Origin of the sequence: Amycolatopsis circi, from assembly GCF_003385235.1 — a bacterium.
In the GTDB taxonomy this organism is placed as follows: Bacteria; Actinomycetota; Actinomycetes; order Mycobacteriales; family Pseudonocardiaceae; genus Amycolatopsis; species Amycolatopsis circi.
This window is the reverse complement of record NZ_PQIA01000023.1, coordinates 57,105-82,290: the sequence shown is the minus strand read 5'-3', so window position 1 is coordinate 82,290 and position 25,186 is coordinate 57,105. Positions and strand designations below refer to the sequence as shown.

Sequence of the window (25,186 nt, the reverse complement as noted above, 5' to 3'; positions counted from 1 at the left end):
CTAGTTCGTCTCGGAGTGTTCGCGCGCGTAAGCGGCCTGTCCGTCCTGATATGCCAGTCGCCACACACGCGCGAGCGCGAGAGGCCCACGCTCGGCGTTCTCCTTGTGGGCGCGCTCGGCCGGCGTTCGTGGGCCGAGCCACTCGGGCGTATGCCTTGGCGCGTAAGGGTTCGGCGTCGGCGGTGCGAGTCCGTAGCCAGCGGCGTAACCCTGTTCCCGGGCGGCGCGGACTTGCTCGGCGGTCACTGTAGCCACGACTCACCCCCGGTGCGGAACCGTTCTCCGTTGCCGCCGTCGAGCAACTCGGCGGCGAACTGGTCGAACGTGACCCTACCGTTTTCGTCCCACCACTGTTTTAGCTCGTCGGATGCCCAACGGCGGGCGTAGTTCTCGTTCTGACGCCACAGGTTCCGCGTGTCGAGTCCGTTGCGCTGGCCTTCTTGCGTGAGCAGGAATCCGTTTGTAGCGGCCTCGGCGGCGAAGTAGTCGCGTTCGAGCCGCTCGGCGTACGCGGCGCGCGCGAGTTCGTCGAACCCGCGGCCGGTGTAGCCCTCGCGCCGAAGCCGGGCGATAGCGTCCTCGCGGCGCATCTTCTCGACGTCCTTGTCGAACACCTCGGCGTACGCCTGTTCGTAGTCGAGTCCGGTCTCGACGAGTCGGTCGACCTCTGCCCATTTCTCGGCGTCCGGGTCGTCGGCGACCGCGTCGGCGTACTGCTGGTCGGCTTCTCGCCGGTCCAGCTCGGCGAGCACTGCGGCGACGGCGTCCTCGTCGTCGCCAACTTCGGCGAGCCGGTCGGAGAGCTGCTCGTCGGACAGCTCCCGCAGGTTCACCTCGGAGGCTTCGCGCTCGGCCTGTTCGGTGGCCTGGCGCTCGGCGTGCTCGGCGGCGAGCTGCTCGGCCTCGCGCCGGCGGGCCTGTTCGGCGGCGATGGCGTCGAGCCGGTTCTGCTCGGCGCTGCCCCCGGTGACCTGGTCGGCGAGTTGGTCGCGCCGACGTTCCGCGGCCCGGAGGTCGCCGTGTCCGAGGTTGACTTGCTCGCGGTAGCGCTTGCGGTTGAGCCCGGTCCGCTTCACGTGTTCGCGGATCTCGGCTTGTGTTTCGCGCACCCGACGCTCGGCGGTCTGGCGCTCGTCGTCGGTGAGCGCGGCCGCGGCTTTGCGCTTGTTCCGGCGCACCTTGCGCTCGAGCGCGCGCAGGTCTTCGCGGTCCTGCTCGGCCTTGGCGTCGTGTTCGCGGATCTCGTCGAGCTTGGTTACCCCGGGGAGGAACGGCACGAACTGATGTCGACAGTTCGGGTGCATGAGCCCCTCGAGCCGCGCCTGCTCGGCAGTGGCGGCGACGTCGACGGTGACCGTCTCGTCGGTGAGGGTGTGCTCGACCTGGCGCTCGCCGGCCGGACCGGACAGCGCCAACACCCGCCCTTCCCAGCGGGTACACAGTCGGCAAGCGTGCGCCGAGCGGGTGATCGTGACCAGCTCGACGCCGGCGGAGGCCATCCGGGCGAGGTGCCCGTCGTTCCACGCGCGCCCGGTCGCGGTGCGCACGGCCATCTCGACGTAGCTCGCGAGGTTCCAGTCGCGGCCGGCGCGGTCAACGAACCCGGTCACGCCTTGCGCGGCGAGCCGGTCCCACGCGGCGCGCTGCGCCGAGTGGATCGTGCCGGTACCGAGTAACTGATCGGGCGCCGCGGCGGCGACCGCCGTCTGATAGGCATCCTGCTGCCAGCGCAAGACGCGCAGCGGCAACGCCTCGAGTCGGCTGGTGAGGTCGGCGGCGAGGATGGCGGCCGCCTGCATTCCGGGCACTACGCCGGCGAGCTGCTCGAGCTGCGCGGGCGACAGCGCGCCGAGGTCGGCGAGCTGCGCGAGCCCTTGCTCGGCGCCGGCCTGCCACGCGGCGAACACGGAATCGGCGGCCGCCTGGCCTGCCTGCCCGGTGACCTGCGTAGCGATCCGCTCGGCGGCGAGCCGAAGCTCACGCGCCGCGGCGGCCTTCTGCGCGGCCCACTCGGGCACGTCCTGACCGGCGCGGACCCGACGGACGATGTCGCCGAGCAACCGCGCCTCGGCCTGCGTGTACAGGGCGAGAATGTCCGCGGCGAGCCGCTCGACGACGTCGGCCGGATCACTTCCGGGCGGGGGCTCCCACGGCATCGGCGGCCCCCTCGACCTTGTTGTCGCCGGGCGCCGGCGGGTCGGGGAACTGGTCAAGCCCGCGGAACGTCGCCGGATCGGGCACGGTCCGGCCGGACTCGGCGAGGATGGCGGCGACCTCGTCGTCGACCTGGTCGTCGTCCCAATCGGGATGAACCATCCGCACCCGCACGTCGGTCGAGGCTGCCTCGGCCGCGCCGAGCGCCTGCACTGTGCGCGCGAGCGCTTCGGGGTCCGGTTGCGTCCGGTCGGGAAACTCGACCTTCGGCAGCTCGGACACGGTCGCCGTGCCGCCGAAGACGGCCCGGTCGACCTCGACCAGCGCGGCGGAGACGTGCGCAAGCCCCGATGCCCAATAGCGCGCCTTCTTGTCGCGGGTGCGGTTCGACAGCTTCTCGCGGGCGGTGACCTCGGTTGCGGTGATCGAGGCGTCGCCGTCGTTGTCGCCGAGCGTTGCCAGCGAATAGCCGGCGGACCGAAGCGCGGTACGGGTGATGTCCTCGGCGGTGTCGCGGTGCTCTGCTACCCGGATAGCGAACTGGTGCGCCGAGACGGTGAGGGTGTCCGAGCCGCCACGCGACAGCGCGTTCAACTCGGTGTAGACCTCGCGGTCCTCGTCGAAGCTCGCGCCCTTGCCGGCGCCGTTGTCCTGCAAGTACCCGGTGGGCACGAGTAGCCGGGCCTTGGCGATCCGGACGTCGCGCATCCAGCTCGTGTAGACCTCGTCGAGCGCGTCGAAGAGACCTTCGACCCCGTCGAAGTCCGATCGGCCCAGCGGCGCGAGCTGCGGGGTGCCGCGCCACACGCGGTTAGGGCGGACGTTGGGCACGTAGGCGGCGGCGAGGCGGTTGGTGCCGGTGGCAATACTGCCCTCGGCGTCGACCAGCGGCGACGCCCACTCGGTCGCCGGGGCCTCGTCGAGCGGCACGGTGCGGCCGAGTTCGGTCTCGGTGCCGACGTGCAGCGCGTGCACGATCCGGCCAGGTTCGTAGCGCTCGAGGTGGCGCCACACGGCCGGGCCGTCGACGCGCACTCGCGTGTAGAAGGTGACCGCGGACAGCTCGCCCCATCGCCATTCGGGCACTGCGGCGTCGGCGTGGACGGCGTCGAGCATGGCGTGCTCGGCTACGTCGGTATCCCAGACCACGCGCAGGTATGCGCCGCCGAGTGCCGAGGCGATCTCGGCCGCCTCGAGCAACCGCGAGTGCATCGCTGGCGAGTTGAGCGCGAGGTCGAGCCGAGCCTGCGCCGCAGTGTCGTCGACGACGATGCGGGGAGGTTCGGAGAATAGGAGGTCGGCCGAGGCAGTCGCGATGTCCGCGGCGAGCGGCACGTGCAACCGCTGTCGCGTCTGGCCGACGGGGATCGGACGGCCCCAGAAGAACCGGGCGAGTCCGCCCACCAGACCGCCGCGGTAGGTCGACGGGCGAAGTCGAGGTGTAATGGCTCGTCGGCGCTCGCCGGTGTAGACCTCGACGAGCCGCTCGGGATCACCGGTGTACCAGGCATCCCACTCGCGCATACGCGCGTGCGCGTCGTCGAACGGCGGGGGAGGCCACGAAGACGGCATGACGCACCCCCTTTCACCACAGCAGGGAGAAACGTGGGATTCATCAAGAACGCCAAGGCGAACATGGTCGCCGAGGAAGCGGGCCGAGCGATCGCCGAAGGTCGGACCGTGTTCACGCCGCGGCTGAACACGCCCGCGACGCAACACACGATGTCCGGTTCAATCGCCGGATGGGCCGAGATGATCGAATCCATCGAGGCTCAGGGCTGGCAAATGGTCGACTGGTCCGTCGTCCAGGACAAGAACGGCAAGCCGGAGGCGTACCCGCTTTTCAGGCGGCGGCAGCCAGCGCCGGCCGCCAGAGCGCCTCGGTAGTCGTCACGGCGTAGCGGCCACCGTCGAGCGAGTGATCAGCGATCTTGATCGGCTTGTCCTCGCCGGCGGCGGTCGCTTTGTCGTCCCATGAGTAGCCGGGTACCTCGGCGATGAAGCCCCGGCACCGGTCGGCAACGCGCAACCGGTCCTCGGCGAGCAGGCTCGACACGGTCCGGATGCCGTAGGCGACGTCGTTGTCGGCGGCTTGGGTGAGCACGCCGTCGGACTGGAGTTGCACCCGGAAGCTCGCGGCTGCGGGGTCGACGACGACGAACTCGGGGCGGCCCTGCTGGCGCGGGTGGTGGTCGAGGTCGAGCCACTCCCGCAGGCCGGCGGCGAGCTGGGAGTCGGTGAGCCGGGTCCGTGCGTGCGCGGGGTCGTGGCGCCACTCGTCAACCAGGTACAGCCGGTTGTCGGTGCCGAGGCCGAGCGCGAGCGCTGCGGTTGCGTTCGTGGTGCCGTAGTCGACGCCGGCGGCGAGCAGTCGCCGTAGGTCGGGTAGGTCGGCCCACGGTACGACGTGCCGGTCGGGGTCCCACATGTCGAACACGGCGCCCTCGGCGGCGACCCACTCGCCGAGGATGAACCGGCGGAACCACAAGCCGGTGTATTCGCGGCGGATGCTCGCGCGGTACTCAGCGGACAATGAGGGGTTGTCGTCGAGGGTGAACGCGAACGAGCGCCAGTCGGGCAGCTCGGCGAGCCGGTCGAGGTAGTCGTGTTTCAGCCAGTGCGCGGGAGTATCCGGGTTGGTGGTGCCGAACAGTTGCGCGCCCGGAACTGACATCCGGCCTAGTAGTTGCTTGAAGAACTCGCGGGCAACGACGGTGACCTCGTCGACGTACGCGCCGGCGCATGTCAACCCGCGCAAGACTTTCTCGGCCTTGCTGTCGGAGGCGCCGAGCACGAACACTTGTCGGCCGAGAATCCAGCCGGACGGCGCGCCGGCGGTGTAGCTGACGTGGTCGGCGAGTGGGCCGAACAGGGTCGGGTCTTGCAGCGGCGCGAACACGTTGCGGGCGACCGAGTCTCGGGTGCGACCGACGATCACGAGTTGCCCGCCGCGGGGCGCGTGTGCGACGTAGATCAACCAGCGCAACAGACTCGCGATGGTCTTGCCGGAACGGATGGCGCCCGACCAGATGTTCACGCGGGCATTCGCCCCGCGCATCGACTCGACTTGCGCCGGCGAGAGGGGGAGGTCGAGCGCTGGCTCACCCATTCGCCGGACCGGTCGCGATGCCGAGCGCGACGGCGAGCCCGCCGAGCATCGACCGAACGCCCTCGGCGCCGGTGTCGGCGTCGACCTGCTCGAGCTTGGCCGCGGCGCCGAGGTGGGTCGACATCGCCGAGGCGAGCGCCTTCTCGTCCGGTGCCGGCACGTGGTCGAGCACCTTGGACTCAATGCCGTTGATCGTGGTCGCGGTGAACGTGTACCGGTCGGCCTCGAGTCGGCCGAGGATGCGCTCGGCGCGGCCGTAGAGCCGGCCGACGATGTCGGTGCGCCGGGCGCGGTTGTCGACCTGGCGAGCGTGCGTTGCGGCGGCAGTGGCCGAGCGGTCGAAGGACAGGCCGAGCGCGCGGGCGATGCCGGTCACCGTGGAGGGCGAGCGGTTGATCTCCCGGGCGATGTCGTTGCGTGTCTTGCCCTCGGCGTGCAGCTCGCGAACGCGCTCACGGTCGGCGTCGGTGATCAGGTTGCGCGGCAAGGTGATCACCTCGCCCTGGGCAGCAGACAGCCCCGGACCGAGGGGGGAGGGTAGTCCGGGGCTGTCGGATCGTGGTGCGGGTACAGCTCACCCGCTGCTAATCGTCATTCTAAGCACAACCTCGGCCGACAGGGGTTACACCGGTCGGCCTTGACTGCGGGGGATGTGTGCGCCGATCACGGTGTGACGGCAAGCGCCTGTAGCCACGCGATCAGGAGATCGCTGATCATGGCTCGCCCCTCTGAGAGGCTCATCGTGTGTTGGGGCTTTCCTGCCTGCATACGAGCGTGCCGGGCAGCACTCCCGCTTACATGCGGTGAGTTTGCGGACGCTGTAAAAGCGCTGATTTCGATCTTTGTTTTCCATTGCTTTTCGATTAGGCGTGGCTGTCCGCCAACATTTTCTCTAATGATCTCGAAAACCTTGTAGAGATCGGCCCAGCCTGCATCGCCTTTTGCCTTGGTCAGGATGCTGAGCGCCTCGGTGGCGTCCGGATGGTCCCGCGCAACCGCCACAAGCTCGGGTGCTTGCGACGGCGGGGGCAGTACTTCCTTCCCGTTGACGGTAGCGGTGACCGATGCGGTAGCGGTGACGCCTATGGCTAACTCTGCGAACACGACACCGTGCCGACGTCCTGAGTCGTCGTCGAATCTTCCGGTGAGTTCAACCGGCTGAAATGATTGTTCGAGGGCGCTGGTGATTCCGTTGACGAGCGCTATCTCACACTTTGCGGCCTCATGCAAGGCGTCCCCTTGATCGAATAAATCGTCGAAGGGGTCGGAGGCAAGATAGAAGTTGTCGTCGTCGCCGCGACCAACCGTCGGCTTCCGACCATCGAAATGACGCGCCAAGATTTCCAGGTCGGACGTGCGGCCGGTCAGCCACGCTCTAACAGTCATGGTCTAGCAGGGTATCCCCGCGGGGCGGGACCGAGAGCGGGTTGGTGTCGACAGTGCAAGGTCGATGACGTCGCCGACGCGGTACTGCGGCCGGCCGTTCTCGTCGGGCTCCCGCTTGTCGAGCTTGCCGACGCGCGCCCACGTGCGCAGCGTGTTCGCCGACAGTTCGCGGCCGAGCAGCTGCGGCAACGCGCGGGCGATCTCCGCCGCGGTCGCCTCGACGTCCCGGGCAGCGTCGAGCAGCTTCTCGCGCAGGGTCTCGACGTCGTGTCGCATCCCGCATTCGCGGCAGGCGACGACGGCCCGTTCGGGTCGGGCGTAGAGGTCGGCCGAGCAGTCCGGACACGGCCCGCAGTACACGCGCGCCGGCGGAAGGTCGACGGCCCGGCGGACCTGCTCGACGGCGTCGCCGATCTCGTCGACCACTTGGCCGCCGGCCGGGTGGTACTCGACCCACGACGGGTGTCGACGAAGCCACGCGGCCATCTCGGGCAAGGTGTCGTCGAGGTCGAGCGGTTCAAGCTCGGCGACGGTGAGCGGCGTCCCGTCCGGCGCGGTCTCGCCGGTGGGCACCGGTTGGCGTAGGCCGTGTGTCTCCCACAGGTCCCGCACCCACGTCGAGAGCACGTTGCGCACGACGTCGCGGACCTCGGCGGCGCCGACGTTGAACGGCAACCCGGTCTCGGCAGGGCGCGAGCCGACCCGCGGCGGCCCGGTGTTCGCGAGCCGGGCGACGGTGTCCTCGAGTTCGTCGACCAGTTCGGCGACGTCGACCAGGTCGGACCGGAGCCGGCCGAGGCAGGACAGGCACACCGTGCCGCCGGCGGTTGCGTTGGCGCAGAATGGAGCGTCGCACGTGATGATCACGTATTCGAGCCTCGAGCCGACGGTGTCACCGACGAATGCGCTACACCTCGGCGTCGTCCGCGGTGTGGTCGACGAGCACCCATCCGCCGGCGGCGCACGGTACACAGTCGACGCCGTCGACCGAGCCGGCGCCGCGGCAGTCTCGGCACAGCGTGTCGAACCACTCGTCGCCCTCGATCGAACGGTGCGGCTCAACGTCGATGAATCCGCCGTGCGCCCGTGCCAGCAGGCACACGCGCCCCTGCTTGTGCGGGTGTTCGTGCCGACAATTCACCGGGTCGCCGGCGATGAGTGTGCTTCGGGCGAATGCGCGTGCGCTCAACGAATCCCCTCAATGTCGAGTCCGGACAGACTACGGCGAGCGCCGCTCACGCGACCGCGGCGAGCGGCTCGTCGGGTTCGGCTTCGGCCGGGATCGGGAGACCGGGAAGCGCTATCACGTACTGACCGGCGCCGGCCCACGTGCGGCCGCACCGAACCGGCTCGGCGAGCACGTACGCGCGCGGCACCGTGCCGCGGCGGCGAGCCCGGAGACGGGCGCGGCGCTCGCGTTCGTACTCGGCGTGCGCCGCGGTGCACGCCGAGCAGCGGCACCCGTGTTTCGCGTACCGGGCATTCGTGCCGTGCGCTGGCCGAACTGCGGGCGCGGGGTGCCCGGCCTGTTCGGCGACCTCGGCGCGCTCGTCGGCGTCGAGCCCTCCCCAGATGCCCCACGCTTCCCCGGCGGCGAGCGCGTCGGCGAGGCACAGCTCGCGCACCGGGCACTCGGCGCACACGGCGCGGCACCGGTCGACCTGCTCGTCGGCCGGGTCGATGAAATCGAGGTCGAGGCGGCCGCGGCACGCTGCTCGCTCGCGCCACGGCGGCTGGCGCGTCACTGCGGCGCCTCGTCGACGAGTAGCGGCGCGGCGAGCACAGTCTCGGCGAGCCGGTGCAGCCGGTAGGGCAGCAACCCCGTTCCGGGCTGACGCGCGAGCGCCTCGAGCGCGATGCCGAGCCGGCGGCCGAGATCGCCCTCGACAACGGCCGGCGCGCGCTCGCCGGCGTGGCGCAGCAGCTCGGCGAGCTGGTCGAGCACCGGAGAGTCGACAGGTGCGGGCTCCGTGATCGGCTGCCAGACGACACGCGTGCGGCCGCCGTGTCCGTGCACGCGCATCGCGGTATCGAGGTCGGGCCACAGGACGGTAGAGGCGTCGGCACCGGCCCACCGAACCGCGACCGTGCCGTCGAAGAACTGCGCGCCCTCGGCGACTACACCGACACCGGAAACGCCGGTGACGTCGTCGAGCCGCTCGAGGGTGAACAGGCGACCCGAACCGGGAGCGTCCACCGAGCCGGCGTCGACGCGCGCGTGCGCGCGGCGGCGCCGGCGACCGGTCGCCGCGGCGGTCTCATCGTGGTTGTTCATCGGTTCCCCCTGGTGTTCATCGTGTGGACGTGAGCGCCTCGGCGAGCCGGGCATCGTGCGCGGCCTGCTTGGTGAGCGGCTTGCCGCCGGGGCCGGTGCACGGTGCGCCCGGCTGGGCTTTGCACCAGGGGCACGGCACAGCGAGGAACGCGCGACGGGCTTCGGCTTCGGCCTCGGCGTACTCGGGGTCGACTCCGCGGGTGATGGCGAGTGCCGCGGTGACGCGGGCGACGCCGTCGCGGATGGCATGGAAATCGGGCCGACGATCTGCGGCACGGGCTCGCAACTCGGCGGTGTGCCGGCGCTCGGCGACGTCGCGACGAACGGCGCGCCAGTATTCGACGATGTCGGCTGGCATGACGGTCTCGCCGTTGTGCCGGTAGTGCTCGCGGACCGCGGCGCCGGCGACGTCGGCCGGGACGTCGTCGAGGATGCCGGCCCACATGGTGAGCACGTCCGGGTCGGGTTGCGGCACCTTCGGGTCGACGGCCGAGGCCGCACCGAGCAGCGCGGCGACCTCTGTGCGGTTCACGAGTTGCCCCCGCTGGCGACGAGCAGTTCGACGGGCTCGCCACCGGCCGGCGCGGACTCGGCGGCGAGCGCGAGCCACCCGCGGACCTTCTCGCCCCGGGCGCTACGTGGTGCCGGCGAACGGGTCGACGGCTGCTCGGCGTGCCGGGTGGCCTTGACCGCATCGTCGTACAGGTGTGGCAGCAGACCGGGCCGAGCATCCGGTCGGCGGTCCCACTCGTCGAGCGCGGCTCGCAACGGGACCAGCGCGCCACCGTCGCGCAAAATGCCGTCGACCTGCTTGGCGAGCGCACGAATCGTAGCCGGCCGATACGGCGCGCCGGTCTGGTCGCGCCAGGACGTCACCAGCCGATAGGCGTCGGGCTGAGACGCGGTCGCCGAGAGTTCCGCCGCGGTGGTGGTGCCTCGCGTGTGCGGGCGCGCGTGACGGCCTGGTTCCGTAGTTCGGTTCAGTAGTTCCGGTTCACCTTGGGGTGCCACCGTGACACCCGCGTGGGGTGCCTGTCCGACACTCCCGGAGTGTCGCTCCGGCACGGGGGGAGTGTCGTTCTGACCCTCGGGGGTGTCGGTGTGTCCCTCCCGCTGGGGTGTCGGTGTGGCACCGTCACCGGGCCGGTTGAGCATGAGGCGGTACTCGCTGGACGTGTCGGCACCGGTGCCGCGCTGGCGTCGGGTGCGGGCGATGAGCCGTCGCTCGACGAGCGTGTCGAGCCCGCGCTGCACGGTTCGACGCGACGCCTCGGTCTCTCGCGCGAGCGTGGTAAGTGACGTTGTGGCGTAGCCGTCGCGGTTGGCGTGCTCGGCCAGGGCGTAGAGCACGAGTTTCGGCATGGGCGCGCCGACCTGCTGCTCGGCGGCCCAACGCAGGGCTTGAACGCTCATCAGACCCCCGCGGCGGCGTACTCGTCGGCGATCACGAAGAAATCCACGTCGAGCAGCGCGGCAACCTGGTCGAGGGTGTCGCCGCGCCGGCGAGCGATCCGGACAACCTCGAACACCTCGCGTGGGTGCAACTCGTCGTAGGCTCGCCGTCCGTTGAGCGCGGCCTCGACGGCGAGCGCGTCGAGCTTGCGCACCAGTGCGGCCGCGGTTCTGGTGCCGGGAAATTCGATGATCACGGGTCCCCCTGGGGTGGTGCAGTGGCGGACGCGGGCGCGCTTCACCGCGCCCGCCACTGGTCGATGACGTGCTGTTATTGCTGTGTTGGGCTCAAAAGCTAAGGCCAAAAAGGATCGTGAAGCGCCACGAAAGTGACACAGATTCGCCCTACGAATTCATTTCCGCGACTGGCCTTCGGGCGATCCACACCCGGTTACGGCTGGCGCGGCGGCTCCGCCGGCGGCTGCGGTACTCGCCGCACGGCACGATCAGTCGACGCGCGGCCCACGTGCCGAGCACGGACGGAAGGACATTCGGCGAGTGCGGCTCGACGTCCTTGGGAACGGCCTTGCGGATGTCCTCGGCGGTGAACGGCCGGCCCTCGCGAACCAGCTCGGCGAGCACTGCCTCGGCGGCCGCCCGGTAGTCGCGGTTCACGGCGACCGCGGCGGCGAGGTTGGCCTCTTGTCCGGCGTGCCGATCGGCGAACCCTAGGGCGAGCTGGTCGGCCACGGCTTGGCCCCCTCCCAAGGACGTGACCGAATCTCGCGAGCCCATTCGGCCAGGTCGGCGAGTAGCTCGCGGTGTCCGGACATGTCGTAGACCCGCTGTGCCGGCGTTCGCTCGGCGACCACCGGACACGTCGGACACTGCGGGCAGCATGGCGAGCAGTCCATCGGGTCGCAGCAGTCGGTGCCGACGTGCTCGACGCAGCAGACGACCACGCGGCCGGTCGGCACAAGCGCGGAGGCGATCATGCGGTCACCTCCCGCAGGGCCGAGCGCAGCATCGACAGGTGTTGCTCGGCGCGCAGGGCGCGCGCTTTCCAGTCGTCGGCCGCGGCGAGCTGCTGTCGGATCTCGCCGAGGGTGAGCCCGTCGAGCGGGTCGACCTCCACCTCGACGGCCGGTGTGGTCCGGTGCTTGTTCAGGTGCGGTCGGATCGAGTGCATGTTGTCCGAGGTGTAGTCACAGTGCAGGCACCCGTACGTCGTCGACCCGTCGGCGAGCAGCAGCGTTCGCGTTTGCCGCCACAGCACCGGCGCGCCGCCCTTGGCGCGCATAGGCGCCTCGGTCGGCTCGTCGGCGATCACCTCGAACCCCTTCGCGTTGGTCGCGGTCATCGGGCACCGTCCGCGGTGTCGTCCGGCGCGGTGGGCCAGTCCTCGACGATCTCGGCGTCGACGACGTCGTCGACCCGGGGCAGATCGAGCGGCTTCGCCGGCGGCAGGGATTCGAGCGGCACGTCGGGCAGCCGCACGTACTCGGCCGAGGTTGGTACCCACTTCGCGAGCTGGCGCGCGGCACTCTTGAGCCACATCGCTTTCGGATTCCACTGCCAGGGCGAGAACGGCGAGTCGGCACCGTCGGCCTTCTTGAGGATGACGGCGATGTCGTCGGCCGAGAGCACTACGACGTTGCTAGTCGCGCCGTCGCGCATGACGGCGTAGGCGTAGGTGAGCACCAGGTCGCCGCGGTCGGCGCGCCAGTCGATCTCGTGCACCGGGCGGTCGTGTTCGCCGGGGTTGTAGGCGAACGTGTCGTGCTCGCGGACAACCTCGACCTTGACCGACGAGACAGCACCGGCCCGGTACATGAGTTCGACCTCGCCCTGATAGCCGGTGATGCCGAGTACCTCGGGGCCGTTCTTGCCCTTGCGGGGAACGAGATAGAACTGCTCCGTTCCGGGCTCGAGTCCCTTGCGCGCGGCCTCGAGCAGCGCGACCAGGAGCGACGACGGGTTCCGCTTGGCGGCATTCGCAAGCTGGGGACTCCGGCGCAGGGCGCCGGTAGCGATGCGCAGCCACGTCTCGGGCTTGATGTGACTCGGGAGCACTGTTGCGAAGTCCGTGCGGTACTTGCGCACCAGCGCGGCCGGCGAGCTGTCTTTCTGCTGCGCGACGGCGGTCGTGACGGTCTGCGAGATCATGCGGCAGCGCTCACCTTCTGCGGTGTCGAACGGATGGGAGACGGGCGCAGCGACGGCGGCGAGTCGCCGGTGCCCGGTACGCGAATGGCGATCGATTCGCCGTCGACGACGGCGCGGCGCCCGGTGCCGAGCGCGTCGAGCACCTCGGCGGCCGCGTGGCGCTTGGTGTCCTCGGCGGCCTTGTATGCGGAGACCGCGGCGCGGTAGCGCCTGGCCAGGGCCGGCGCGATCTCGACCTCGACGTCGTCAATGAGCGGATGCAACGCGCGCACCGTGCGGTAGGTCGCGGTGTGCTCGTCAATGTCGGGGCGCTCGTCGCGTTCGAGGGTGTCGAGGAACTCGCGGGCGGCTTCGCGCAGCACGGAAACCTCGGCAATGTTCCAGTCGACGGCGTACTCGCGGTAGTCCGAGCCGGAAATCAACACGGCGATGTGTGCGCGGGACAGACCGAGCGTGTCGAGCTGCCACAGGGTTTGAGTCCGGTAGTAGATGGGGATTTCGTCGGTACCGGGCTCGCCCCACTCGTCGGCGTTGTGGGCCGTCTTGATCTCGAGCAGCGCGCGCTCGGTCAGGCTGGACAGCAGCCGGTCGGGCGTGGCGACCTGCCACCGGCGCGCTCGGCTCGCCCACGTCCCGGACCGGCGCACCCGGTACTCGGGATGTGCCGCGGCGAACGCGCGGGCGATCGGGTCCTCGAGCCAGCGGCCCCACCGCATGACATCGTTGTCGTCCGCTGCGCTCGCGGTGCCTTTCTTGCGGTGCCAGAGCGAGAAACGCGATTCCCACGGCGACAACCCGAGGACGGCGGCGACCTCGGAGCCGCCAAGCGCGGACGCGCGAGCGGTGAACCATTCGGCCGAGCCCGGCTCGAAGGTGCCGACGCGGACAGCCGCGGCGCTCATCCGGACACGCTCGCGTGCTCGTTCGTCGCGGCGACCTCGCCGACGGTCACCTCGAACACCGTGTCGAACGGGATGTCGAGCCCGTTAATAGTCGCGGCGATGAACTCGTTTCCCGGCCACTGCTCGCCGTCGAGCACGCGCCCAACGGTCGACTGACTCACCCCGAGGGCCTTCGCCAATGCGTACCGCGACCGCAACCCCTTCGCGGTTGCGACCTTGCTCAGCGCATCCGGTCGGATGCGGACGTGCGATGTCACAGAAAGTTCCCCTCTGCTTCCGTGTGTGGAAGATCCCCGGCCCCTAGGAAGATCGACCATACGTGCAGATAGGACGCACTTTCAACGCTTCCGTGTGCGCAAGTATCGGGACGAACGACGCAAGTCGGGTTCCGCTAGTTCCGTACACGGAAGTAACATGGCGTCATGGCTGACGGGCAGTGGTGGACGTACCTACAGGCGCAACTCGACCGGCGCGGCTGGAAACCGGCGCACCTGTCGCGGGCTGCCGGCGTGTCCGAGAGCCGCATCTCGGATTGGCGAAACCGCGGTTCACCACCCACGATCGGCAACGCGCGAGCTGTCGCCGAAGCGCTCGACGAGCCGCTCGTGCCCCTGCTCGTCGGTGCCGGCCTGCTCACCGTGGAGGAGTCGAGGCAGGGCCTCGCCGCCTACTCGGTGCGCGAGCTGCTCGACGAGATCGACCTCAGGTTCAAGCGCGTTACCTCGGAAGTTCCCCGTTCGCCCGTGAAACATCCCACGTTTGCGCCCGGTAACTCTCTCCATCTCGTCGCCGACAGCCCAGACGTAGAACCGATGAGAGTTCAACAAGAACGCGAGTGGCTCAGCGACGCCGAACGGCCCGACGAACCCGGACCAGAGACCGGCGCCTGACTTCCCACCGCTTGCGTGTTGGGGAGGAAACACGCATGGAGTGGGGACGGGCTTACGACCCGTACAGACATGCCGAGCAGCTCGGAGCCGAGGTCATCGTGTCGGCTGCTGTCGCCGGGTGGGGCGCTTACCGGGGTGGCTTGATCCGGCTTAACCCGATCTTGACTCAGGTCGAGGCGCGGTGCACGACGGCGCACGAGATCGTCCACCACGAACGACGCGACGACGTCCTCGGCTACTGCGGCGTGAGTTGGCTTGACACGCGACTCGAGCGGCAGGTACACGCCGTCGCCGCCCGGCGACTGATCACCGTTGCCGATCTTGCCGACGCGGCGCTCTGGTCGGACAACGCCGGCGAGATCGCCGAACAGCTCGTCGTGGACGCGCGGACGCTGTACGTCCGGCTGCTCGATCTCTCTGCCGGGGAGTACCGCGAGATCGGCAAGCGAACGCGAGGAAGGGCTCGCCGTCCCCTCGCAGAGCTTCGACGGTTCGCCGCTCGGAGCCTCCCGGGGTTCCAGCAGGCATAACTCAAGATCAAGTGCACTACACTCGCTTGGGCCTCATTCGTTCGCTGGTAAGCTGCAAAAAGCCAGGTGAGCACAGCGCTAAGTACCGCTCAGCTTGAAAGCGTCCGTAGGGAAACCTACCGGGGGTTCAAATCCCTCCGCTTCCGCTTGACGCCTCGAGTGTCCGGCCCCGGATTCCGTGTTCGCGCGGGAGACCGGGGCTGTTTTCTTCGGCGGTTCTCCTCGGCGGAGCAGCGGAGGTGCTGGGTCGCCTGTCGATCGACCGGGTGAACGCCGAAGCGGCGAAGCCGGGCGGCTGTCGCACTCGGTTCGCGCCCGGTCTTGGCCGAAGACGCGGTCCGGCGCGACGGATTCGGCTGCCTGGATCCGCCGGTCGCGCGGGTACCCTGGCCGTGCTGTGCGCCGGGTTCCCGTGGAGTCTTCCGTCATTCGCGACGTCGGCTACGACGCCGCGAAGTCGGTGCTGGAAATCGGGTTCCACAACGGCGGCGTCTACCGCTACCACCTCGTGCCCGCGCGCGTGCACCGCGCGCTGATGGCCGCCGACAGCCCGGGGCGCTACCTCAACCAGGAGATCAAGCCGCGATTCCCGGGACAAGCCGTGGAGTGATTGCGGCGTCAGGCTTTCTTGGCCTCGCGCAGGGCGATCCGCGCCTGGACTTCCGGGCGGCGCAGCGGCGGCACGGTCGCCGGCGGCTGGCGGCGTTGCGGGAGTTCTTCCAGCAGCCGCGCGGTGATCTCGGCGATTTCGGCGACCGCCGCTTCGAACGGTTCGCGCGTCGCGTCCGAAAGGGACTGCACCCCGGTCACTTTGCGCACGTACTGGCGTGCCGCGGCTTCGATCTCGTCCGTGGTGGCGGCGGGCTGCAGGCCGCGGAGCGTCGTGATGTTTCGGCACATGTGCTTCAGGGTACGTCTCTGCGGCTGACCGCATCACACTCTAGGGCCAACCTCGTTGACGGGGTCCGAGATCGCCCGGCAACCTTGATGAAGTGCCCCTCAGACCGCGTGCTCCCCGGCTCAGCCGCCCCGTCCCGGAAGTTCCCGCCGACACCCCGATTCCCGAGCAGGCCTGGCACCGTGTTCCCGCCGACGAACTGGTCACGCTCGTTTCCGTTGTCCTGATGGGACAAGGCTTTCCCGAAGACCGCGCGCGTCCGGCCGCGGAAGCGTTGTGCCACGGCGATCTGACTGGTTCGCCGGAAACCGGCGTCGGCGAGTTGACTCGCGTCCACTTGCCCGCGATCGAAAGCGGATTCGTCAGTCCTGGTGCGCAGCCGTTGCTGATCGCGGACCGCGGGGCTGCGGCGCTTGTCGATTATCGGCGTGCGTCCGGCCTGTGGGCGGTAGGTGATGCGATGGATCGGGCTGTGCAGCGGGCTGGGCGGTTCGGCGTCGGGCTGCTGTCGTTGCGTGGGGTCGGGCCGTTTGGGCGGGTCGGGCACCATGCGGCGAAGGCGTTGCCGCACGGGATGATCGGAATTGTCATGGCTGCCGGCGGGTATGCCGATCAGCCGGTTCATCCGTTGGGGATGGCCGCGCCTGCTGGGGCTTATCCGGAGTTTGTGCTGGATATTGATCTTGCTGACACTGCTCGTAATCCGCAGTTCGCTGGGTTCGCGTTGATGGTGGATGTGCTGGCCGGGGTGTTGTCCGGGGTTGCTGATCATGAGCACGACACTGGGTTGCTGGTGCTTGCGATTGCTCCTACGACGTTGCGTAGTGCAGATGGGTTCTATCGGGCGGCTAGCGCGGTGTTCGGGAGCATGCTCGGGTGGGAGGGCGGCACGCCGGTTCGGTATCCCGGGTGGCGGGAGGCTCAGTATTTGGAGCAGTGCCGGGCGTTGGGGGTGCCGTTGCCTGGGGCGGTGCGGCGGGAGTTGGATTCTTTGGCGTTGAAGTTGGGGAGGGCGCCGTTGACTACCGTGGGGTGATCGGCTCGTCGCCTGGCGGCGACCTTGCGCCCCTTGGTTGCGTGGGGCACCCCGAAGGTTGATTGTGCTGACGGTTCGGGGGTGCTTGTCAAGGCGGGAAAGATGCCTTGACAAGCACCCCCGAACCGCAGGGAGGCTTCGTATCGGGGTGCGGGGGAGGGCCGGGTGCCTCGATCGTTGGGTGCGTCTGCTGCGGTTGGGTGGTGGTCCGTGAAGGGCTCCTTGAGGGAATCCAGTTCCGTGAGGGGCCCCTTGAGGGAATGCCGGTCCGTGAAGGGGGTCGCTTCGCGCGGGTTTGAGGGCCGTGAGGGGAACCCTGAGGGACTCTGAGTCTGTGAGGGTTCCCCTCACGGACGTCGGGCCGGAGTCAGTGCTCCAGGGAGACGCGGGCTTTCTCGTTGCAGACCGCGACTACGTCGCCGTCTGCTAACTGGCGGCCTCGGCGGGTTTCTACCTCGCCGTTTACCGTGACTTCTTCCGCGTCGATCAGGTCTTTCGCGTGCGAGCCGTTGTCCGCGAGGTCGGCCAGTTTCAGGAATTGGCCCAGCCGGATCGGTTCACCGGTGATCGGGACGTCGCGCGTGCTCATGGGCCGCATCATGTCACGGCATCGTTGTTGCTCGGTTGTACAGATCGGTGATCTGGTCGTCGAAGTAGCTCGAGTACGAGACGTCGTCGGTGTACCCGCCTGCTTCGTAGCCGCCGATTACGCCGACTACCGTGCCGGTCTTCGTCTCTGGGGAGGGGTCTGCCACCAGCGGGCTGCCGCTCGTGCCGGTTGCGAAGCCGGGGCAGTCGACTCTTACCTGGTGTTCGTCCTGCTGCTGGGTGTGCGTTTCGCAGGTGGCGACCTCGTCGACGCCGTCTGGGTAGCCGGCCACGGTCACTGGGCGGGCGAAGGGGCCGTTCGTGCCTAGCTGGTTGGCTCCGGTCACCGCTTCTAGGGGTTCGGGGGAGCCTTCCTGGCGCGCGGTCGCGAAACCGACATCTAGGTTGGGGTCGGACGAATCGATCCATCCCTGTGCGACCAGTTCGCCGCCGACCTGCCAGTACCCATAAGGTGCCACGCCGTCGTGGAAACCTGGGGCGAACGTGACATTGGCCAGGTAGCCGCCGCCTTCGCCGTCGTGGATGCAGTGTGCGGCGGTGAGCAGTTCGTCCCCGCGCGGGCTGTGCACGACGCTCGCGGTGCAGTAATGCGAGCCGTCGACGAACAGTGCGCCGATCGACGCGTGGATCGGCTTCGCCGGGGCCGGCGACGGCGCGACCGTCGGTTCGTCCGCTGCGCGCTCAGCACATGCCACGATGGTCCCGCTCGCACTCATCAGTGCGAACAGCCCGATCACCGTGCGCCGCATGCCACCTCCTGTACTGGTTCTCGTCACTAGTATCCGAGAAAACGGTGAGACCGGAGTGGGGAGACGATGAAGGACTTCTCGAACAAAGTCGCAGTGATCACCGGAGCGGGCTCGGGCATCGGCCGGGCGCTGGCGCTCGAACTCGCGTTGCGCGGCGCGCTTCTCGAACTGTCCGATGTCGACGCCGAAGGACTCGACGGCACCGTGCGCGAAGTCCGCGAACGCGGCGCCGAGGTGCGGGGCCATTCGCTCGACGTCGCCGACCGCCCTGCGGTCCTCGCGCATGCCGAGGACGTAAAGCAGGAGCACGGCCGGGTCAACCTTGTCGTCAACAACGCCGGGGTGGCGCTGGGCGCGACCGTCGAGGACATGACGTTCGAGGATTTCGACTGGCTGCTCGGCGTCAACCTCGGTGGCGTCGTGAACGGCACGAAGGCATTCCTGCCGCACCTCATCGACTCCGGCGACGGCTACGTCGTCAATATCTCCAGCGTGTTCGGATTCGTCGGAGTGCCTACGCAGAGTGCCTACAACGCGGCGAAGTTCGCCGTTCGCGGATTCACCGAGTCACTGCGCGAAGAAATGCTCGCGGCTCGGCATCCGGTCGGCGTCAGCTGTGTGCACCCGGGCGGCATCAAGACCAACATCGCACGCAACGCCCGCGGCGGAACCGGCGGCGATCAGGCCAAGGCGGCGGCCGGATTCGACAAAATCGCCCTTACCACACCGAAGAAAGCGGCCGAAACGATCCTCCGCGGCGTGCGGCGGCGGTCCGCGCGGATCCTCATCGGACCGGACGCGTACGTGATCGATGCGATCCCGCGCGTGCTCGGTTCGGCGTACCAGCGTCCGCTCGCGATTTTGGCGCGCCAAGGGCTCAAGCGCGTCGAACGGAACGGATAACGCGCCGCGACTGTCCGCATTCTTGATCACTCGATAGAGTTGCATTTTCGCCGAACCTCGCGGAAATGCCGCAGAATGCTGCCAGTCCACTCGTGTGTCCGCACCCCGGAGGTAGCCCTCGATGCTGCGCCTTGCCGAGCGCCGATTGGCCGCGCACGCTGACCGCGCCTCCGGGGAACTGGTCGACCGCACCGGAATCATCGCCGCGAGCATGCCGCGCGGGCCGCGGCTGCCCGAGGAAGCGGCTCCGGAGACGAGCTGCGAATCGACCCAGCAGATCCCGGTGATCGCCGGATGTGCGCCCGCCGAGGAACGCCCGCGCGCGGTGGCGTCGCGGCGGCGAGCCCGGGTCTGGGTCGGCGCCGGGGTGGCCGTGGTCCTGGTCGGACTCGGCTGGCTCGCCGGAGGGTTCTTCACTGGAGCGCTTCCCGGCCAGTCCTCCGACGACACCGTCGCGCAGGCCGAGCAGCGCGTTCCCGTCGCGGAGCAGCAGGTTCCGGTCCCGCAGACGATCACGCCGCAGGTGACAGAGACCGCGCCGCCGGTCACGGTGTACGTCCCGGTGCCTTCGCGTCAAAGCCCGGTGCGGCAGCACGCCCCGATCCGCCCGGCCACGCCGCGCGCGACGGAGGCTCCGGCGGCGTCGGAGCAGGCTGACCCGCGGGCGGACGTCGATTCAACCGCTCCGAGCAAGACTCCGGCGCGAGCGGGGATTGACCAGTTCCTCGACTGGAAGCCGTGGTTCGACGCCGCGCAGCGGATGGCTGGCGGGCACTGAGCGGGGGCTTGTGAGTGTTTATGCCGGTTCTAACCGGCATAAACACTCACGACGGCGTCAGCCGATCCAGTCGTATTCGTGCTCTGGGCGCCCGGTCGCGCCGTAGCGGAGCCGCATTTCCACCGCTCCGGATTCAGCTAGTGCGGTGAGGTATCGCTGCGCGGTGGCACGGGCCATGCCGAGTTCGCGGGCGACTTCGGCGGCTGACAGCGGTGTCGGCGAACCGCGCAGCCGCTCCGACACCAGGCGTGCCGTCGCGCTTGACTGGCCCTTCGGCGTCGCGGCGCGGTCCTGGTCGTGCAGGGCGCGGAAGGCTCGGTCGACATCGTCCTGGGAAAGTGGACGCTCGGTGGCGACCAGGCTGCGATAGCGGGCGTACGACGTGAGCCGTTCCGACAATTGCCGCGTCGTGAACGGTTTGATCAGGTAATTCAGCGCGCCCGCGCGGATCGCGGCGGCGATCGACGCGGCGTCGGTGGCGGCGGACAGCACGATGGTGTCCGTTTTCAGGTCCGGCAGGACGGAAAGGCCGGGCTCGTCCGGCAGGTAGACGTCCAGCAGCACCAGGTCCGGGGCCAGTTCCCGCACGCGGGCGCGGGCTTCGGCGGCGGTGTGCGCGACCCCGGCGACGGTGAATCCCGGTACCTCCGACACGAATCCCGCGTGCACGCCGGCGACGCGGAAGTCGTCGTCCACGATCAGGGTGCGGATCATGCGTCGGTCTCCTCGGGTCGGTCCAGCAGGCCGGGAAGTTTGGCGACGAACAACGCGCCGGTCGTCGCGCCGCCGGGGTCGGCGAGCCACACGTCGCCGTCGCGGGCCCGTGCGGCTTGGCGGGCCAAGGCCAGTCCGAGGCCGTGTCCGGGACTGAGCTTTGTGGACACTCCCTCGTCGAAAAGCCTGTCCCTCAAGGTTTCGTCAATTCCAGGGCCGCTGTCTACAACGGACACGTGCAAGGCGGCACCATCGGCTAGCAGTCCGACTTCGACCCACGCTGGGCGGCGTGGGCCCATGCGCGCGGCGTGCAAGGCGTTGTCGACGAGGTTGCCGATGACCGTGCCCGCGGCGATCGGATCGGTTACCGAGGCGGGGACCCAGGCGTCGTCGGCCAGTCTTAGTTCCATGCCTTTTTCCTGTGCCTGCTCAGTTTTCGCGACGAGCAAGGCTTGCAGGTACGGATCGGTGACCCGGTCGTCGAGCGGTTCCGCGCGAGAGGCGGTGGATTCGGTGAGGGTTTGCAGGTATTCCTCGGCTTCGGTGTGGTGGCCTAGCTGCAGCAGGCCGGACAACGTGTGCAGGCGGTTCGCGAACTCGTGCCGTTGCGCGCGCAGGCCGTCGGACAGCGAGCGGATGCCGTCGAGTTCGCGGGTGAGGGTGTCGAGGTCGGTGCGGTCGCGGAAGGTCAGCACGGTGCCCAGTGAGCGTTCATCCCGTTGTACGGCGCGGGAATTGATCACCAGGACTCGGTTTCCGGCTACGGCCAGGAGATTGTCGACGGGGCGTCCTTCGGCGACGGCTTTGTGGACTCGTGGGGAGAGGCCCAGGTTTTCCAGGGGGGTGCCGACTGGAAGCGGGGTGTCGAGCAGTCGTTCGGCTTCGTCGTTGCGGACGGTCACCCGGTGTTCCGCGTCGACAGCCAGGACGCCTTCGCCGATGCCGTGCAGGACGGCTTCGTGTTCGTAGAGCAGTTCGGTCAGTTCGTGTGGTTCGAGGCCGTGGGTTACGCGGCGCAGGCGGCGGTTGAGCAGGGCGGACGCACCCGCGCCGATCAGGAGCGCGCCGCCGCCGAAGACCATCGTCAGGATGAACAGCCGGTTGAAGTCGCCGGTCAGCTCGCCGATGCGGTAGCCGACGCTCACCTCGCCGACGACCCGCGAGCCCTGCTTGATCGGGGTCTTGCTGCGCACGGACGGCCCCAAGGTGCCCGCGTTGAACTCGCTGACCACGTCGTTGCCCGCGATCACCTCCTCCCATGGCGTGCTCACCTTTTCGCCGACCCGGGACGGCGTCGGGTGAGCCAGCCGGATGCCGTGATCGTCGGTGATGACCACGAACAGCAGCGCGTCGTCCGTCTGCGTCTCGGCTTCGACTCGCTGCTGAAGATCCGGGTTGGGCTTCCGGGAAGCCGCACCGGCGATCACCACCGGCTCCGTGGCCACCGATTTCGCGATCGCCAGAGCCCGCTGGCCGTACTGCTCGGTCAGCGTCGTGCGCAGGAGCGAACTGACCAGCGCGACGCCGAGGCCCACGACGAGGACCACCACGCCGATCTGCAACAGCAGCACCTGACGGGTGAACCGCATCCGCGGAAAAAGCGCCCACTTCGGCATGCCAGGGAACATACCCCCAGCTCAGCGCTGTGCGCTAAACGAGCAAAACGTGGAGAACGCGCAGAGCGCACGCAGAACGTCGACAAGCTTCTCCGCCGCGAAACGCGCTCTTAACCTGCGTCGAGCGAGTCCCCACCGTGACGAAGGAGTCACCTCGATGGCCCCACTCATCGAACTGATCGGCGCCACCAAAAGGTTCCCGAGCGGATCAGGTTCTGTCCACACCGCTGTCCGCGAGCTGACCATGACCGTCGAACCAGGGGAGTTCGTCGCCGTGGTCGGGCCGACCGGGTGCGGCAAATCCACCACGTTGTCCCTGGTCTCCGGGTTGCAGCCGCCGTCGGCGGGCCGGGTCGTCGTGCACGGCTCCGACGTGAAGTCCATTCCGGACGGCGTCGGCTACATGTTCCAGACCGACGCGGTGATGCCGTGGCGTTCGGTGCTGGACAACGTCGCTTCCGGACCGCGTTTCCGCGGCGTGTCCAAAGAGGACGCCCGGAAGAAGGCGGCCGACTGGATCGGCCGGGTCGGGCTGGCCGGGTTCGAGAAGTACTACCCGCACCAGCTTTCCGGCGGTATGCGCAAGCGCGTCGCGTTGGCGCAGACGCTGGTCACCGAGCCGAAAATCCTGCTGATGGACGAGCCGTTCTCCGCGCTCGACGTCCAGACTCGCGCGCTGATGCAGGACGAACTGCTGCGGCTGTGGTCCGGCACCGGCGCCGCGGTGATCTTCGTGACGCACGACCTCGACGAGGCGATCGCGTTGGCGGACAAGGTGGTCGTGCTGACCACGAGCCCGGCGACGGTCAAGGACGTCTTCGAGATCCCGCTGGAGCGTCCGCGCAAGGTGGAAGAACTCCGGCTGACCGAGGAATTCCGCAAGATCTACTCCGACATCTGGGAATCGCTGCGCGGCGAGGTCGACAAGGCCCGCCAGAAGGGAGCGACCGGTGTCGCTTGAGACTCAGACCGCGCCGGCGCCGGTCTTCGAAACCGAACAAGACATTCTTTCCCGCGCGAAGCGCTCCGCCGGACGGCACAAGCGCAACGTCTGGCTGCTGCGGCTCGCGATTCTCGTTGCCTGGCTGGGATTGTGGGAGGTGGCGGGCCGGTTCTGGATCGACCCGTTCTTCTACTCGATGCCGTCGAAGATCTGGGAACGGCTCACCGAATGGTTCACGACCGGGACCGACTTCGGGACGATTTGGTACCAGATCCTGGTGACCGTCGAAGAAGCCGTGATCGGTTTCGTGCTCGGCGCGGTCGCTGGCGTGATCTGCGGTGTCATTCTCGGCCGCAGTGCTTACCTTGCTGAGGTGCTGGCTCCGTTCATCAAGGCAGCCAACGCGATGCCGCGTATCGTGCTCGCCGCGCTGTTCGTGATCTGGTTCGGTCTCGGGCTGTCGTCGAAGGTCGCGACGGTGTTCGTGCTCGTGTTCTTCGCGGTGTTCTTCAACGCGTTCACCGGTGCGCGCGAGGTGGACCGCAATCTGATCGACAACGCCCGCATTCTCGGTGCGACGCGGTGGCAGGTGCTGCAGTCGATCGTGTTGCCCAGTGCGACGTCGTGGATTCTTTCTTCGCTGCACGTCGCGTTCGGCTTCGCGCTGATCGGCGCGGTCGTCGGTGAGTACACCGGGGCCAAGGCGGGCATGGGATTCCTGATCGCCAACGCGCAGGGCACGTTCGACACCGCCGGGGTTTACGCCGGAATGCTCGTGATCATGGTCGTCGCGTTGTTCGCGGAATGGCTGATCGGTTCGGCGGAGCGCAAGTTGCTGCGCTGGCGTCCGCAGGTTTCGGCCCAGGCGAGCCAGGGGATCTGAGATGCGGCTAAAAAGGACACTCGCGGTCGCGGCGGCCGCACTGGTGACCGTGGCCGGGGTGAGCGCCTGCCGGGATTCCCGGGAGATCGACCTCGGCAACGGCGGGCGGCCGCACATCAAGATCATGGTTGGCGGACTGTCCAAAGTGATCTATCTGCCGGGTCAGCTCGCGAAGCAGTTGGGCGAGTATCAGAAGCAGGGGCTGGACGTCGAACTGTTCGACCAGCCGTCCGGAGCGAACGCGGAAACGTCGCTGCTGGCCGGTGAGGTGCAGGGCGTGGTCGGGTTCTACGACCACACGATCGACCTGCAGGCCAAGGACCAATGCATCACCAGCGTGGTGCAGTTCGCGAATGTGCCTGGCGAAGCGGAAATGGTTGCCACGCCGAAGGCCGGACAGATCAAATCCGGTGCGGACTTCCGCGGCAAGAACCTCGGCGTGACGTCGCTGGGCTCGTCGACGGACTTCCTCACCAAGGCGCTCGCCAGCCGCGGCGGCGTCGGCAGCAAGGATTACACGCCGGTGAAGGTCGGGGCCGGGCAGACGTTTATCTCTGCGATGCAACAAGGTTCGATCGACGCGGGCATGACGACCGACCCGACCATCGCGCAGCTGACCAACACCGGACAGGCCAAGGTGCTTTACGACATGCGCACGCCGGAAGGCACGCGCGCGGCGCTCGGCGGACTGTACCCGGCGAGTTCGCTGTACATGAGCTGCGAAATCGTGAAACGCTATCCGGACGTGGTGCAGAAACTCGCCACTGCGTATGTGAATTCGCTGAAGTGGCTTTCCACGCACACCGCGGAGCAGGTGGCCGATCTGATGCCGCCGTCGTTCGCGGGCGGCGACAAGGCGTTGTACGTCAAGTCGCTCAAGGACAGTCTGCCGATGTTCACCAAGGACGGCCGGATGGACCCGTCCGGCGCGCAGAACGTGCTGAAGGTGCTGGGCGCTTCTTCCAGCAACGTCAAGCCCAAGAAGGACAAGATCGATTTGTCCAAGACGTACACCACCCAGTTCGTGGACGCCGCGCACGCCCGTACGGCGCGGTAGTCCACTTCGGAAGGAGTCCGTGCCGGCCCGCCGCCTCCCCTGGCGGGCGGGCACGGACTTCCGTGTACACACAGGAGAATCGGGACATTTGGTGAGGATTTCCCGAGATGTGAATACCCTTCGAAAGTAGCTACCAACTCCGGCAACCGAATTCAACACTGGTACGCGCAGGCACTCCCGTGACCAGATTGGATGC

At 68.5% G+C, this 25,186-nt stretch carries 34 protein-coding genes; 10 read left to right on the top strand and 24 right to left on the bottom strand.

The annotated features are described in order from the left end of the window. From D0D37_RS46550 to D0D37_RS12770, 3 genes are read right to left on the bottom strand one after another with little or no spacing between them, the layout of a single operon-like run. Entirely contained in the window at positions 1–255 is a 255-nt protein-coding gene (locus D0D37_RS46550) for a hypothetical protein (protein WP_162834190.1), read from the bottom strand. Continuing rightward, the gene (locus D0D37_RS12775) at positions 243–2,156 is read right to left on the bottom strand and encodes a phage minor capsid protein (protein WP_116200723.1); all 1,914 of its coding nucleotides are present in this window, start codon (positions 2,154–2,156) and stop codon (positions 243–245) included. Before D0D37_RS12775 ends, D0D37_RS46550 begins: the two co-directional genes overlap by 13 nt. Then, a complete protein-coding gene (locus D0D37_RS12770; RefSeq protein ID WP_116200722.1) occupies positions 2,128–3,726 on the bottom strand; it encodes a phage portal protein in 1,599 nt (532 codons plus the stop codon). Before D0D37_RS12770 ends, D0D37_RS12775 begins: the two co-directional genes overlap by 29 nt. 33 nt (positions 3,727–3,759) lie before the next feature. On the opposite strand from D0D37_RS12770, the gene D0D37_RS12765 reads away from it, so the two are divergent. After that, positions 3,760–4,041 (top strand): hypothetical protein, encoded by a 282-nt coding sequence (locus D0D37_RS12765; protein WP_116200721.1) that lies wholly within the window; start codon positions 3,760–3,762, stop codon positions 4,039–4,041. Here D0D37_RS12765 and D0D37_RS12760 read toward each other — a convergent pair. The 16 genes from D0D37_RS12760 to D0D37_RS12690 form a co-directional block, all read right to left on the bottom strand. Beyond that, positions 3,998–5,263 (bottom strand): PBSX family phage terminase large subunit, encoded by a 1,266-nt coding sequence (locus tag D0D37_RS12760; protein WP_116200720.1) that lies wholly within the window; start codon positions 5,261–5,263, stop codon positions 3,998–4,000. The genes D0D37_RS12765 and D0D37_RS12760 overlap by 44 nt on opposite strands. After that, entirely contained in the window at positions 5,256–5,750 is a 495-nt protein-coding gene (locus tag D0D37_RS12755; RefSeq protein ID WP_208719924.1) for a helix-turn-helix domain-containing protein, read from the bottom strand. Before D0D37_RS12755 ends, D0D37_RS12760 begins: the two co-directional genes overlap by 8 nt. Positions 5,751–5,926: 176 nt before the next feature. After that, positions 5,927–6,649 (bottom strand): hypothetical protein, encoded by a 723-nt coding sequence (locus D0D37_RS46545; protein WP_162834189.1) that lies wholly within the window; start codon positions 6,647–6,649, stop codon positions 5,927–5,929. A 3-nt stretch (positions 6,650–6,652) separates the two neighbouring features. After that, positions 6,653–7,516, bottom strand: coding sequence for a hypothetical protein (locus D0D37_RS12750; RefSeq protein ID WP_116200718.1), 864 nt, complete (start codon positions 7,514–7,516; stop codon positions 6,653–6,655). Between the two features lie 40 nt (positions 7,517–7,556). Continuing rightward, positions 7,557–7,838, bottom strand: coding sequence for a hypothetical protein (locus tag D0D37_RS12745; protein WP_162834188.1), 282 nt, complete (start codon positions 7,836–7,838; stop codon positions 7,557–7,559). Between the two features lie 46 nt (positions 7,839–7,884). After that, positions 7,885–8,394, bottom strand: coding sequence for a WhiB family transcriptional regulator (locus D0D37_RS12740; RefSeq protein WP_116200716.1), 510 nt, complete (start codon positions 8,392–8,394; stop codon positions 7,885–7,887). Continuing rightward, on the bottom strand, positions 8,391–8,924 hold the full coding sequence (locus D0D37_RS47395) for a hypothetical protein (protein WP_208719923.1): 534 nt from the start codon (positions 8,922–8,924) through the stop codon (positions 8,391–8,393). Before D0D37_RS47395 ends, D0D37_RS12740 begins: the two co-directional genes overlap by 4 nt. A 16-nt stretch (positions 8,925–8,940) precedes the next feature. Then, positions 8,941–9,456: a zinc finger domain-containing protein gene (locus tag D0D37_RS12730; protein ID WP_116200715.1), complete on the bottom strand. Its 516-nt coding sequence runs from the start codon at positions 9,454–9,456 to the stop codon at positions 8,941–8,943. Then, the gene (locus D0D37_RS12725) at positions 9,453–10,337 is read right to left on the bottom strand and encodes a helix-turn-helix domain-containing protein (protein ID WP_116200714.1); all 885 of its coding nucleotides are present in this window, start codon (positions 10,335–10,337) and stop codon (positions 9,453–9,455) included. Before D0D37_RS12725 ends, D0D37_RS12730 begins: the two co-directional genes overlap by 4 nt. Next, positions 10,337–10,573, bottom strand: coding sequence for a hypothetical protein (locus tag D0D37_RS12720; RefSeq protein ID WP_116200713.1), 237 nt, complete (start codon positions 10,571–10,573; stop codon positions 10,337–10,339). Before D0D37_RS12720 ends, D0D37_RS12725 begins: the two co-directional genes overlap by 1 nt. 148 nt (positions 10,574–10,721) lie before the next feature. After that, positions 10,722–11,066, bottom strand: coding sequence for a hypothetical protein (locus D0D37_RS12715; protein ID WP_116200712.1), 345 nt, complete (start codon positions 11,064–11,066; stop codon positions 10,722–10,724). Then, complete coding sequence (locus D0D37_RS12710) at positions 11,045–11,311, bottom strand: hypothetical protein (protein WP_116200711.1); 267 nt, start codon at positions 11,309–11,311, stop codon at positions 11,045–11,047. Before D0D37_RS12710 ends, D0D37_RS12715 begins: the two co-directional genes overlap by 22 nt. Then, positions 11,308–11,676: a hypothetical protein gene (locus D0D37_RS12705; RefSeq protein ID WP_116200710.1), complete on the bottom strand. Its 369-nt coding sequence runs from the start codon at positions 11,674–11,676 to the stop codon at positions 11,308–11,310. Before D0D37_RS12705 ends, D0D37_RS12710 begins: the two co-directional genes overlap by 4 nt. Continuing rightward, positions 11,673–12,482, bottom strand: a complete 810-nt coding sequence (locus D0D37_RS12700) for a recombinase RecT (RefSeq protein WP_116200709.1) — start codon at positions 12,480–12,482, stop codon at positions 11,673–11,675. The genes D0D37_RS12705 and D0D37_RS12700 overlap by 4 nt, the downstream gene beginning before the upstream one ends. Further along, complete coding sequence (locus D0D37_RS12695) at positions 12,479–13,384, bottom strand: YqaJ viral recombinase family nuclease (RefSeq protein WP_116200708.1); 906 nt, start codon at positions 13,382–13,384, stop codon at positions 12,479–12,481. Before D0D37_RS12695 ends, D0D37_RS12700 begins: the two co-directional genes overlap by 4 nt. Beyond that, positions 13,381–13,641: a helix-turn-helix domain-containing protein gene (locus D0D37_RS12690; protein ID WP_116200707.1), complete on the bottom strand. Its 261-nt coding sequence runs from the start codon at positions 13,639–13,641 to the stop codon at positions 13,381–13,383. Before D0D37_RS12690 ends, D0D37_RS12695 begins: the two co-directional genes overlap by 4 nt. 165 nt (positions 13,642–13,806) lie before the next feature. Between D0D37_RS12690 and D0D37_RS12685 the strand changes: the two genes are divergently transcribed. From D0D37_RS12685 to D0D37_RS12675, 3 genes are all read left to right on the top strand, one after another. Beyond that, on the top strand, positions 13,807–14,274 hold the full coding sequence (locus D0D37_RS12685; RefSeq protein WP_116200706.1) for a helix-turn-helix domain-containing protein: 468 nt from the start codon (positions 13,807–13,809) through the stop codon (positions 14,272–14,274). Between the two features lie 35 nt (positions 14,275–14,309). Then, positions 14,310–14,804: an ImmA/IrrE family metallo-endopeptidase gene (locus D0D37_RS12680; protein WP_116200705.1), complete on the top strand. Its 495-nt coding sequence runs from the start codon at positions 14,310–14,312 to the stop codon at positions 14,802–14,804. A 397-nt stretch (positions 14,805–15,201) separates the two neighbouring features. Then, the gene (locus D0D37_RS12675; RefSeq protein WP_116200704.1) at positions 15,202–15,414 is read left to right on the top strand and encodes a KTSC domain-containing protein; all 213 of its coding nucleotides are present in this window, start codon (positions 15,202–15,204) and stop codon (positions 15,412–15,414) included. Between the two features lie 8 nt (positions 15,415–15,422). Here D0D37_RS12675 and D0D37_RS12670 read toward each other — a convergent pair whose 3' ends face one another. Further along, on the bottom strand, positions 15,423–15,704 hold the full coding sequence (locus D0D37_RS12670; RefSeq protein ID WP_116200703.1) for a DUF2277 domain-containing protein: 282 nt from the start codon (positions 15,702–15,704) through the stop codon (positions 15,423–15,425). A gap of 92 nt (positions 15,705–15,796) precedes the next feature. On the opposite strand from D0D37_RS12670, the gene D0D37_RS12665 reads away from it, so the two are divergent. Next, entirely contained in the window at positions 15,797–16,738 is a 942-nt protein-coding gene (locus D0D37_RS12665; protein WP_116200702.1) for an Ldh family oxidoreductase, read from the top strand. 367 nt (positions 16,739–17,105) lie between these two features. Here the strand turns inward: D0D37_RS12665 and D0D37_RS12660 are convergent, their stop codons facing one another. Both D0D37_RS12660 and D0D37_RS12655 read right to left on the bottom strand, forming a co-directional pair. Next, the gene (locus tag D0D37_RS12660) at positions 17,106–17,327 is read right to left on the bottom strand and encodes an RNA-binding S4 domain-containing protein (protein ID WP_208719922.1); all 222 of its coding nucleotides are present in this window, start codon (positions 17,325–17,327) and stop codon (positions 17,106–17,108) included. A 13-nt stretch (positions 17,328–17,340) separates the two neighbouring features. Next, positions 17,341–18,096: a trypsin-like serine peptidase gene (locus D0D37_RS12655; protein WP_116200700.1), complete on the bottom strand. Its 756-nt coding sequence runs from the start codon at positions 18,094–18,096 to the stop codon at positions 17,341–17,343. 66 nt (positions 18,097–18,162) lie between these two features. Here D0D37_RS12655 and D0D37_RS12650 point away from each other — a divergent pair, with 66 nt between their 5' ends. Then, positions 18,163–18,999: an SDR family NAD(P)-dependent oxidoreductase gene (locus D0D37_RS12650; protein ID WP_116200699.1), complete on the top strand. Its 837-nt coding sequence runs from the start codon at positions 18,163–18,165 to the stop codon at positions 18,997–18,999. A gap of 121 nt (positions 19,000–19,120) precedes the next feature. After that, complete coding sequence (locus D0D37_RS12645; RefSeq protein WP_116200698.1) at positions 19,121–19,777, top strand: hypothetical protein; 657 nt, start codon at positions 19,121–19,123, stop codon at positions 19,775–19,777. Positions 19,778–19,834: 57 nt separating this feature from the next. On the opposite strand, the gene D0D37_RS12640 is transcribed toward D0D37_RS12645, so the two are convergent. Both D0D37_RS12640 and D0D37_RS12635 read right to left on the bottom strand, forming a co-directional pair. Next, positions 19,835–20,491 carry a response regulator gene (locus D0D37_RS12640; RefSeq protein WP_116200697.1) on the bottom strand — a complete coding sequence of 219 codons (657 nt, stop codon included), beginning with the start codon at positions 20,489–20,491 and terminating at the stop codon, positions 19,835–19,837. After that, positions 20,488–22,080: a sensor histidine kinase gene (locus D0D37_RS12635; RefSeq protein ID WP_116200841.1), complete on the bottom strand. Its 1,593-nt coding sequence runs from the start codon at positions 22,078–22,080 to the stop codon at positions 20,488–20,490. The genes D0D37_RS12640 and D0D37_RS12635 overlap by 4 nt, the downstream gene beginning before the upstream one ends. 184 nt (positions 22,081–22,264) lie before the next feature. Between D0D37_RS12635 and D0D37_RS12630 the strand changes: the two genes are divergently transcribed. Genes D0D37_RS12630 through D0D37_RS12620 form a run of 3 tightly spaced genes read left to right on the top strand, consistent with a single transcriptional unit; the run spans position 22,265 to position 24,990 of the window. Further along, positions 22,265–23,068, top strand: coding sequence for an ABC transporter ATP-binding protein (locus D0D37_RS12630; RefSeq protein WP_116200696.1), 804 nt, complete (start codon positions 22,265–22,267; stop codon positions 23,066–23,068). Continuing rightward, positions 23,058–23,933: an ABC transporter permease gene (locus D0D37_RS12625; RefSeq protein ID WP_116200695.1), complete on the top strand. Its 876-nt coding sequence runs from the start codon at positions 23,058–23,060 to the stop codon at positions 23,931–23,933. The genes D0D37_RS12630 and D0D37_RS12625 overlap by 11 nt, the downstream gene beginning before the upstream one ends. 1 nt (position 23,934) lies before the next feature. After that, positions 23,935–24,990, top strand: coding sequence for an ABC transporter substrate-binding protein (locus D0D37_RS12620; protein WP_116200694.1), 1,056 nt, complete (start codon positions 23,935–23,937; stop codon positions 24,988–24,990). The last annotated feature ends 196 nt before the right edge of the window (positions 24,991–25,186 follow it).

Excerpts from the sequence above, each read along its gene's own strand:
- D0D37_RS12705 (WP_116200710.1), bottom strand. The coding sequence starts at position 11,676 with ATGACCGCGACCAACGCGAAGGGGTTCGAGGTGATCGCCGACGAGCCG.
- D0D37_RS12695 (WP_116200708.1), bottom strand. The coding sequence starts at position 13,384 with ATGAGCGCCGCGGCTGTCCGCGTCGGCACCTTCGAGCCGGGCTCGGCC.
- D0D37_RS12710 (WP_116200711.1), bottom strand. The coding sequence starts at position 11,311 with ATGATCGCCTCCGCGCTTGTGCCGACCGGCCGCGTGGTCGTCTGCTGC.
- D0D37_RS12635 (WP_116200841.1), bottom strand. The coding sequence starts at position 22,080 with ATGCGGTTCACCCGTCAGGTGCTGCTGTTGCAGATCGGCGTGGTGGTC.
- D0D37_RS12700 (WP_116200709.1), bottom strand. The coding sequence starts at position 12,482 with ATGATCTCGCAGACCGTCACGACCGCCGTCGCGCAGCAGAAAGACAGC.
- D0D37_RS12640 (WP_116200697.1), bottom strand. The coding sequence starts at position 20,491 with ATGATCCGCACCCTGATCGTGGACGACGACTTCCGCGTCGCCGGCGTG.
- D0D37_RS12680 (WP_116200705.1), top strand. The coding sequence starts at position 14,310 with ATGGAGTGGGGACGGGCTTACGACCCGTACAGACATGCCGAGCAGCTC.
- D0D37_RS12645 (WP_116200698.1), top strand. The coding sequence starts at position 19,121 with ATGCTGCGCCTTGCCGAGCGCCGATTGGCCGCGCACGCTGACCGCGCC.
- D0D37_RS12620 (WP_116200694.1), top strand. The coding sequence starts at position 23,935 with ATGCGGCTAAAAAGGACACTCGCGGTCGCGGCGGCCGCACTGGTGACC.
- D0D37_RS46545 (WP_162834189.1), bottom strand. The coding sequence starts at position 6,649 with ATGACTGTTAGAGCGTGGCTGACCGGCCGCACGTCCGACCTGGAAATC.
- D0D37_RS12630 (WP_116200696.1), top strand. The coding sequence starts at position 22,265 with ATGGCCCCACTCATCGAACTGATCGGCGCCACCAAAAGGTTCCCGAGC.
- D0D37_RS12770 (WP_116200722.1), bottom strand. The coding sequence starts at position 3,726 with ATGCCGTCTTCGTGGCCTCCCCCGCCGTTCGACGACGCGCACGCGCGT.
- D0D37_RS47395 (WP_208719923.1), bottom strand. The coding sequence starts at position 8,924 with ATGAACAACCACGATGAGACCGCCGCGGCGACCGGTCGCCGGCGCCGC.
- D0D37_RS12650 (WP_116200699.1), top strand. The coding sequence starts at position 18,163 with ATGAAGGACTTCTCGAACAAAGTCGCAGTGATCACCGGAGCGGGCTCG.
- D0D37_RS12670 (WP_116200703.1), bottom strand. The coding sequence starts at position 15,704 with ATGTGCCGAAACATCACGACGCTCCGCGGCCTGCAGCCCGCCGCCACC.
- D0D37_RS12725 (WP_116200714.1), bottom strand. The coding sequence starts at position 10,337 with ATGAGCGTTCAAGCCCTGCGTTGGGCCGCCGAGCAGCAGGTCGGCGCG.
- D0D37_RS12655 (WP_116200700.1), bottom strand. The coding sequence starts at position 18,096 with ATGCGGCGCACGGTGATCGGGCTGTTCGCACTGATGAGTGCGAGCGGG.
- D0D37_RS12760 (WP_116200720.1), bottom strand. The coding sequence starts at position 5,263 with ATGGGTGAGCCAGCGCTCGACCTCCCCCTCTCGCCGGCGCAAGTCGAG.
- D0D37_RS12685 (WP_116200706.1), top strand. The coding sequence starts at position 13,807 with ATGGCTGACGGGCAGTGGTGGACGTACCTACAGGCGCAACTCGACCGG.
- D0D37_RS12660 (WP_208719922.1), bottom strand. The coding sequence starts at position 17,327 with ATGAGCACGCGCGACGTCCCGATCACCGGTGAACCGATCCGGCTGGGC.
- D0D37_RS12775 (WP_116200723.1), bottom strand. The coding sequence starts at position 2,156 with ATGCCGTGGGAGCCCCCGCCCGGAAGTGATCCGGCCGACGTCGTCGAG.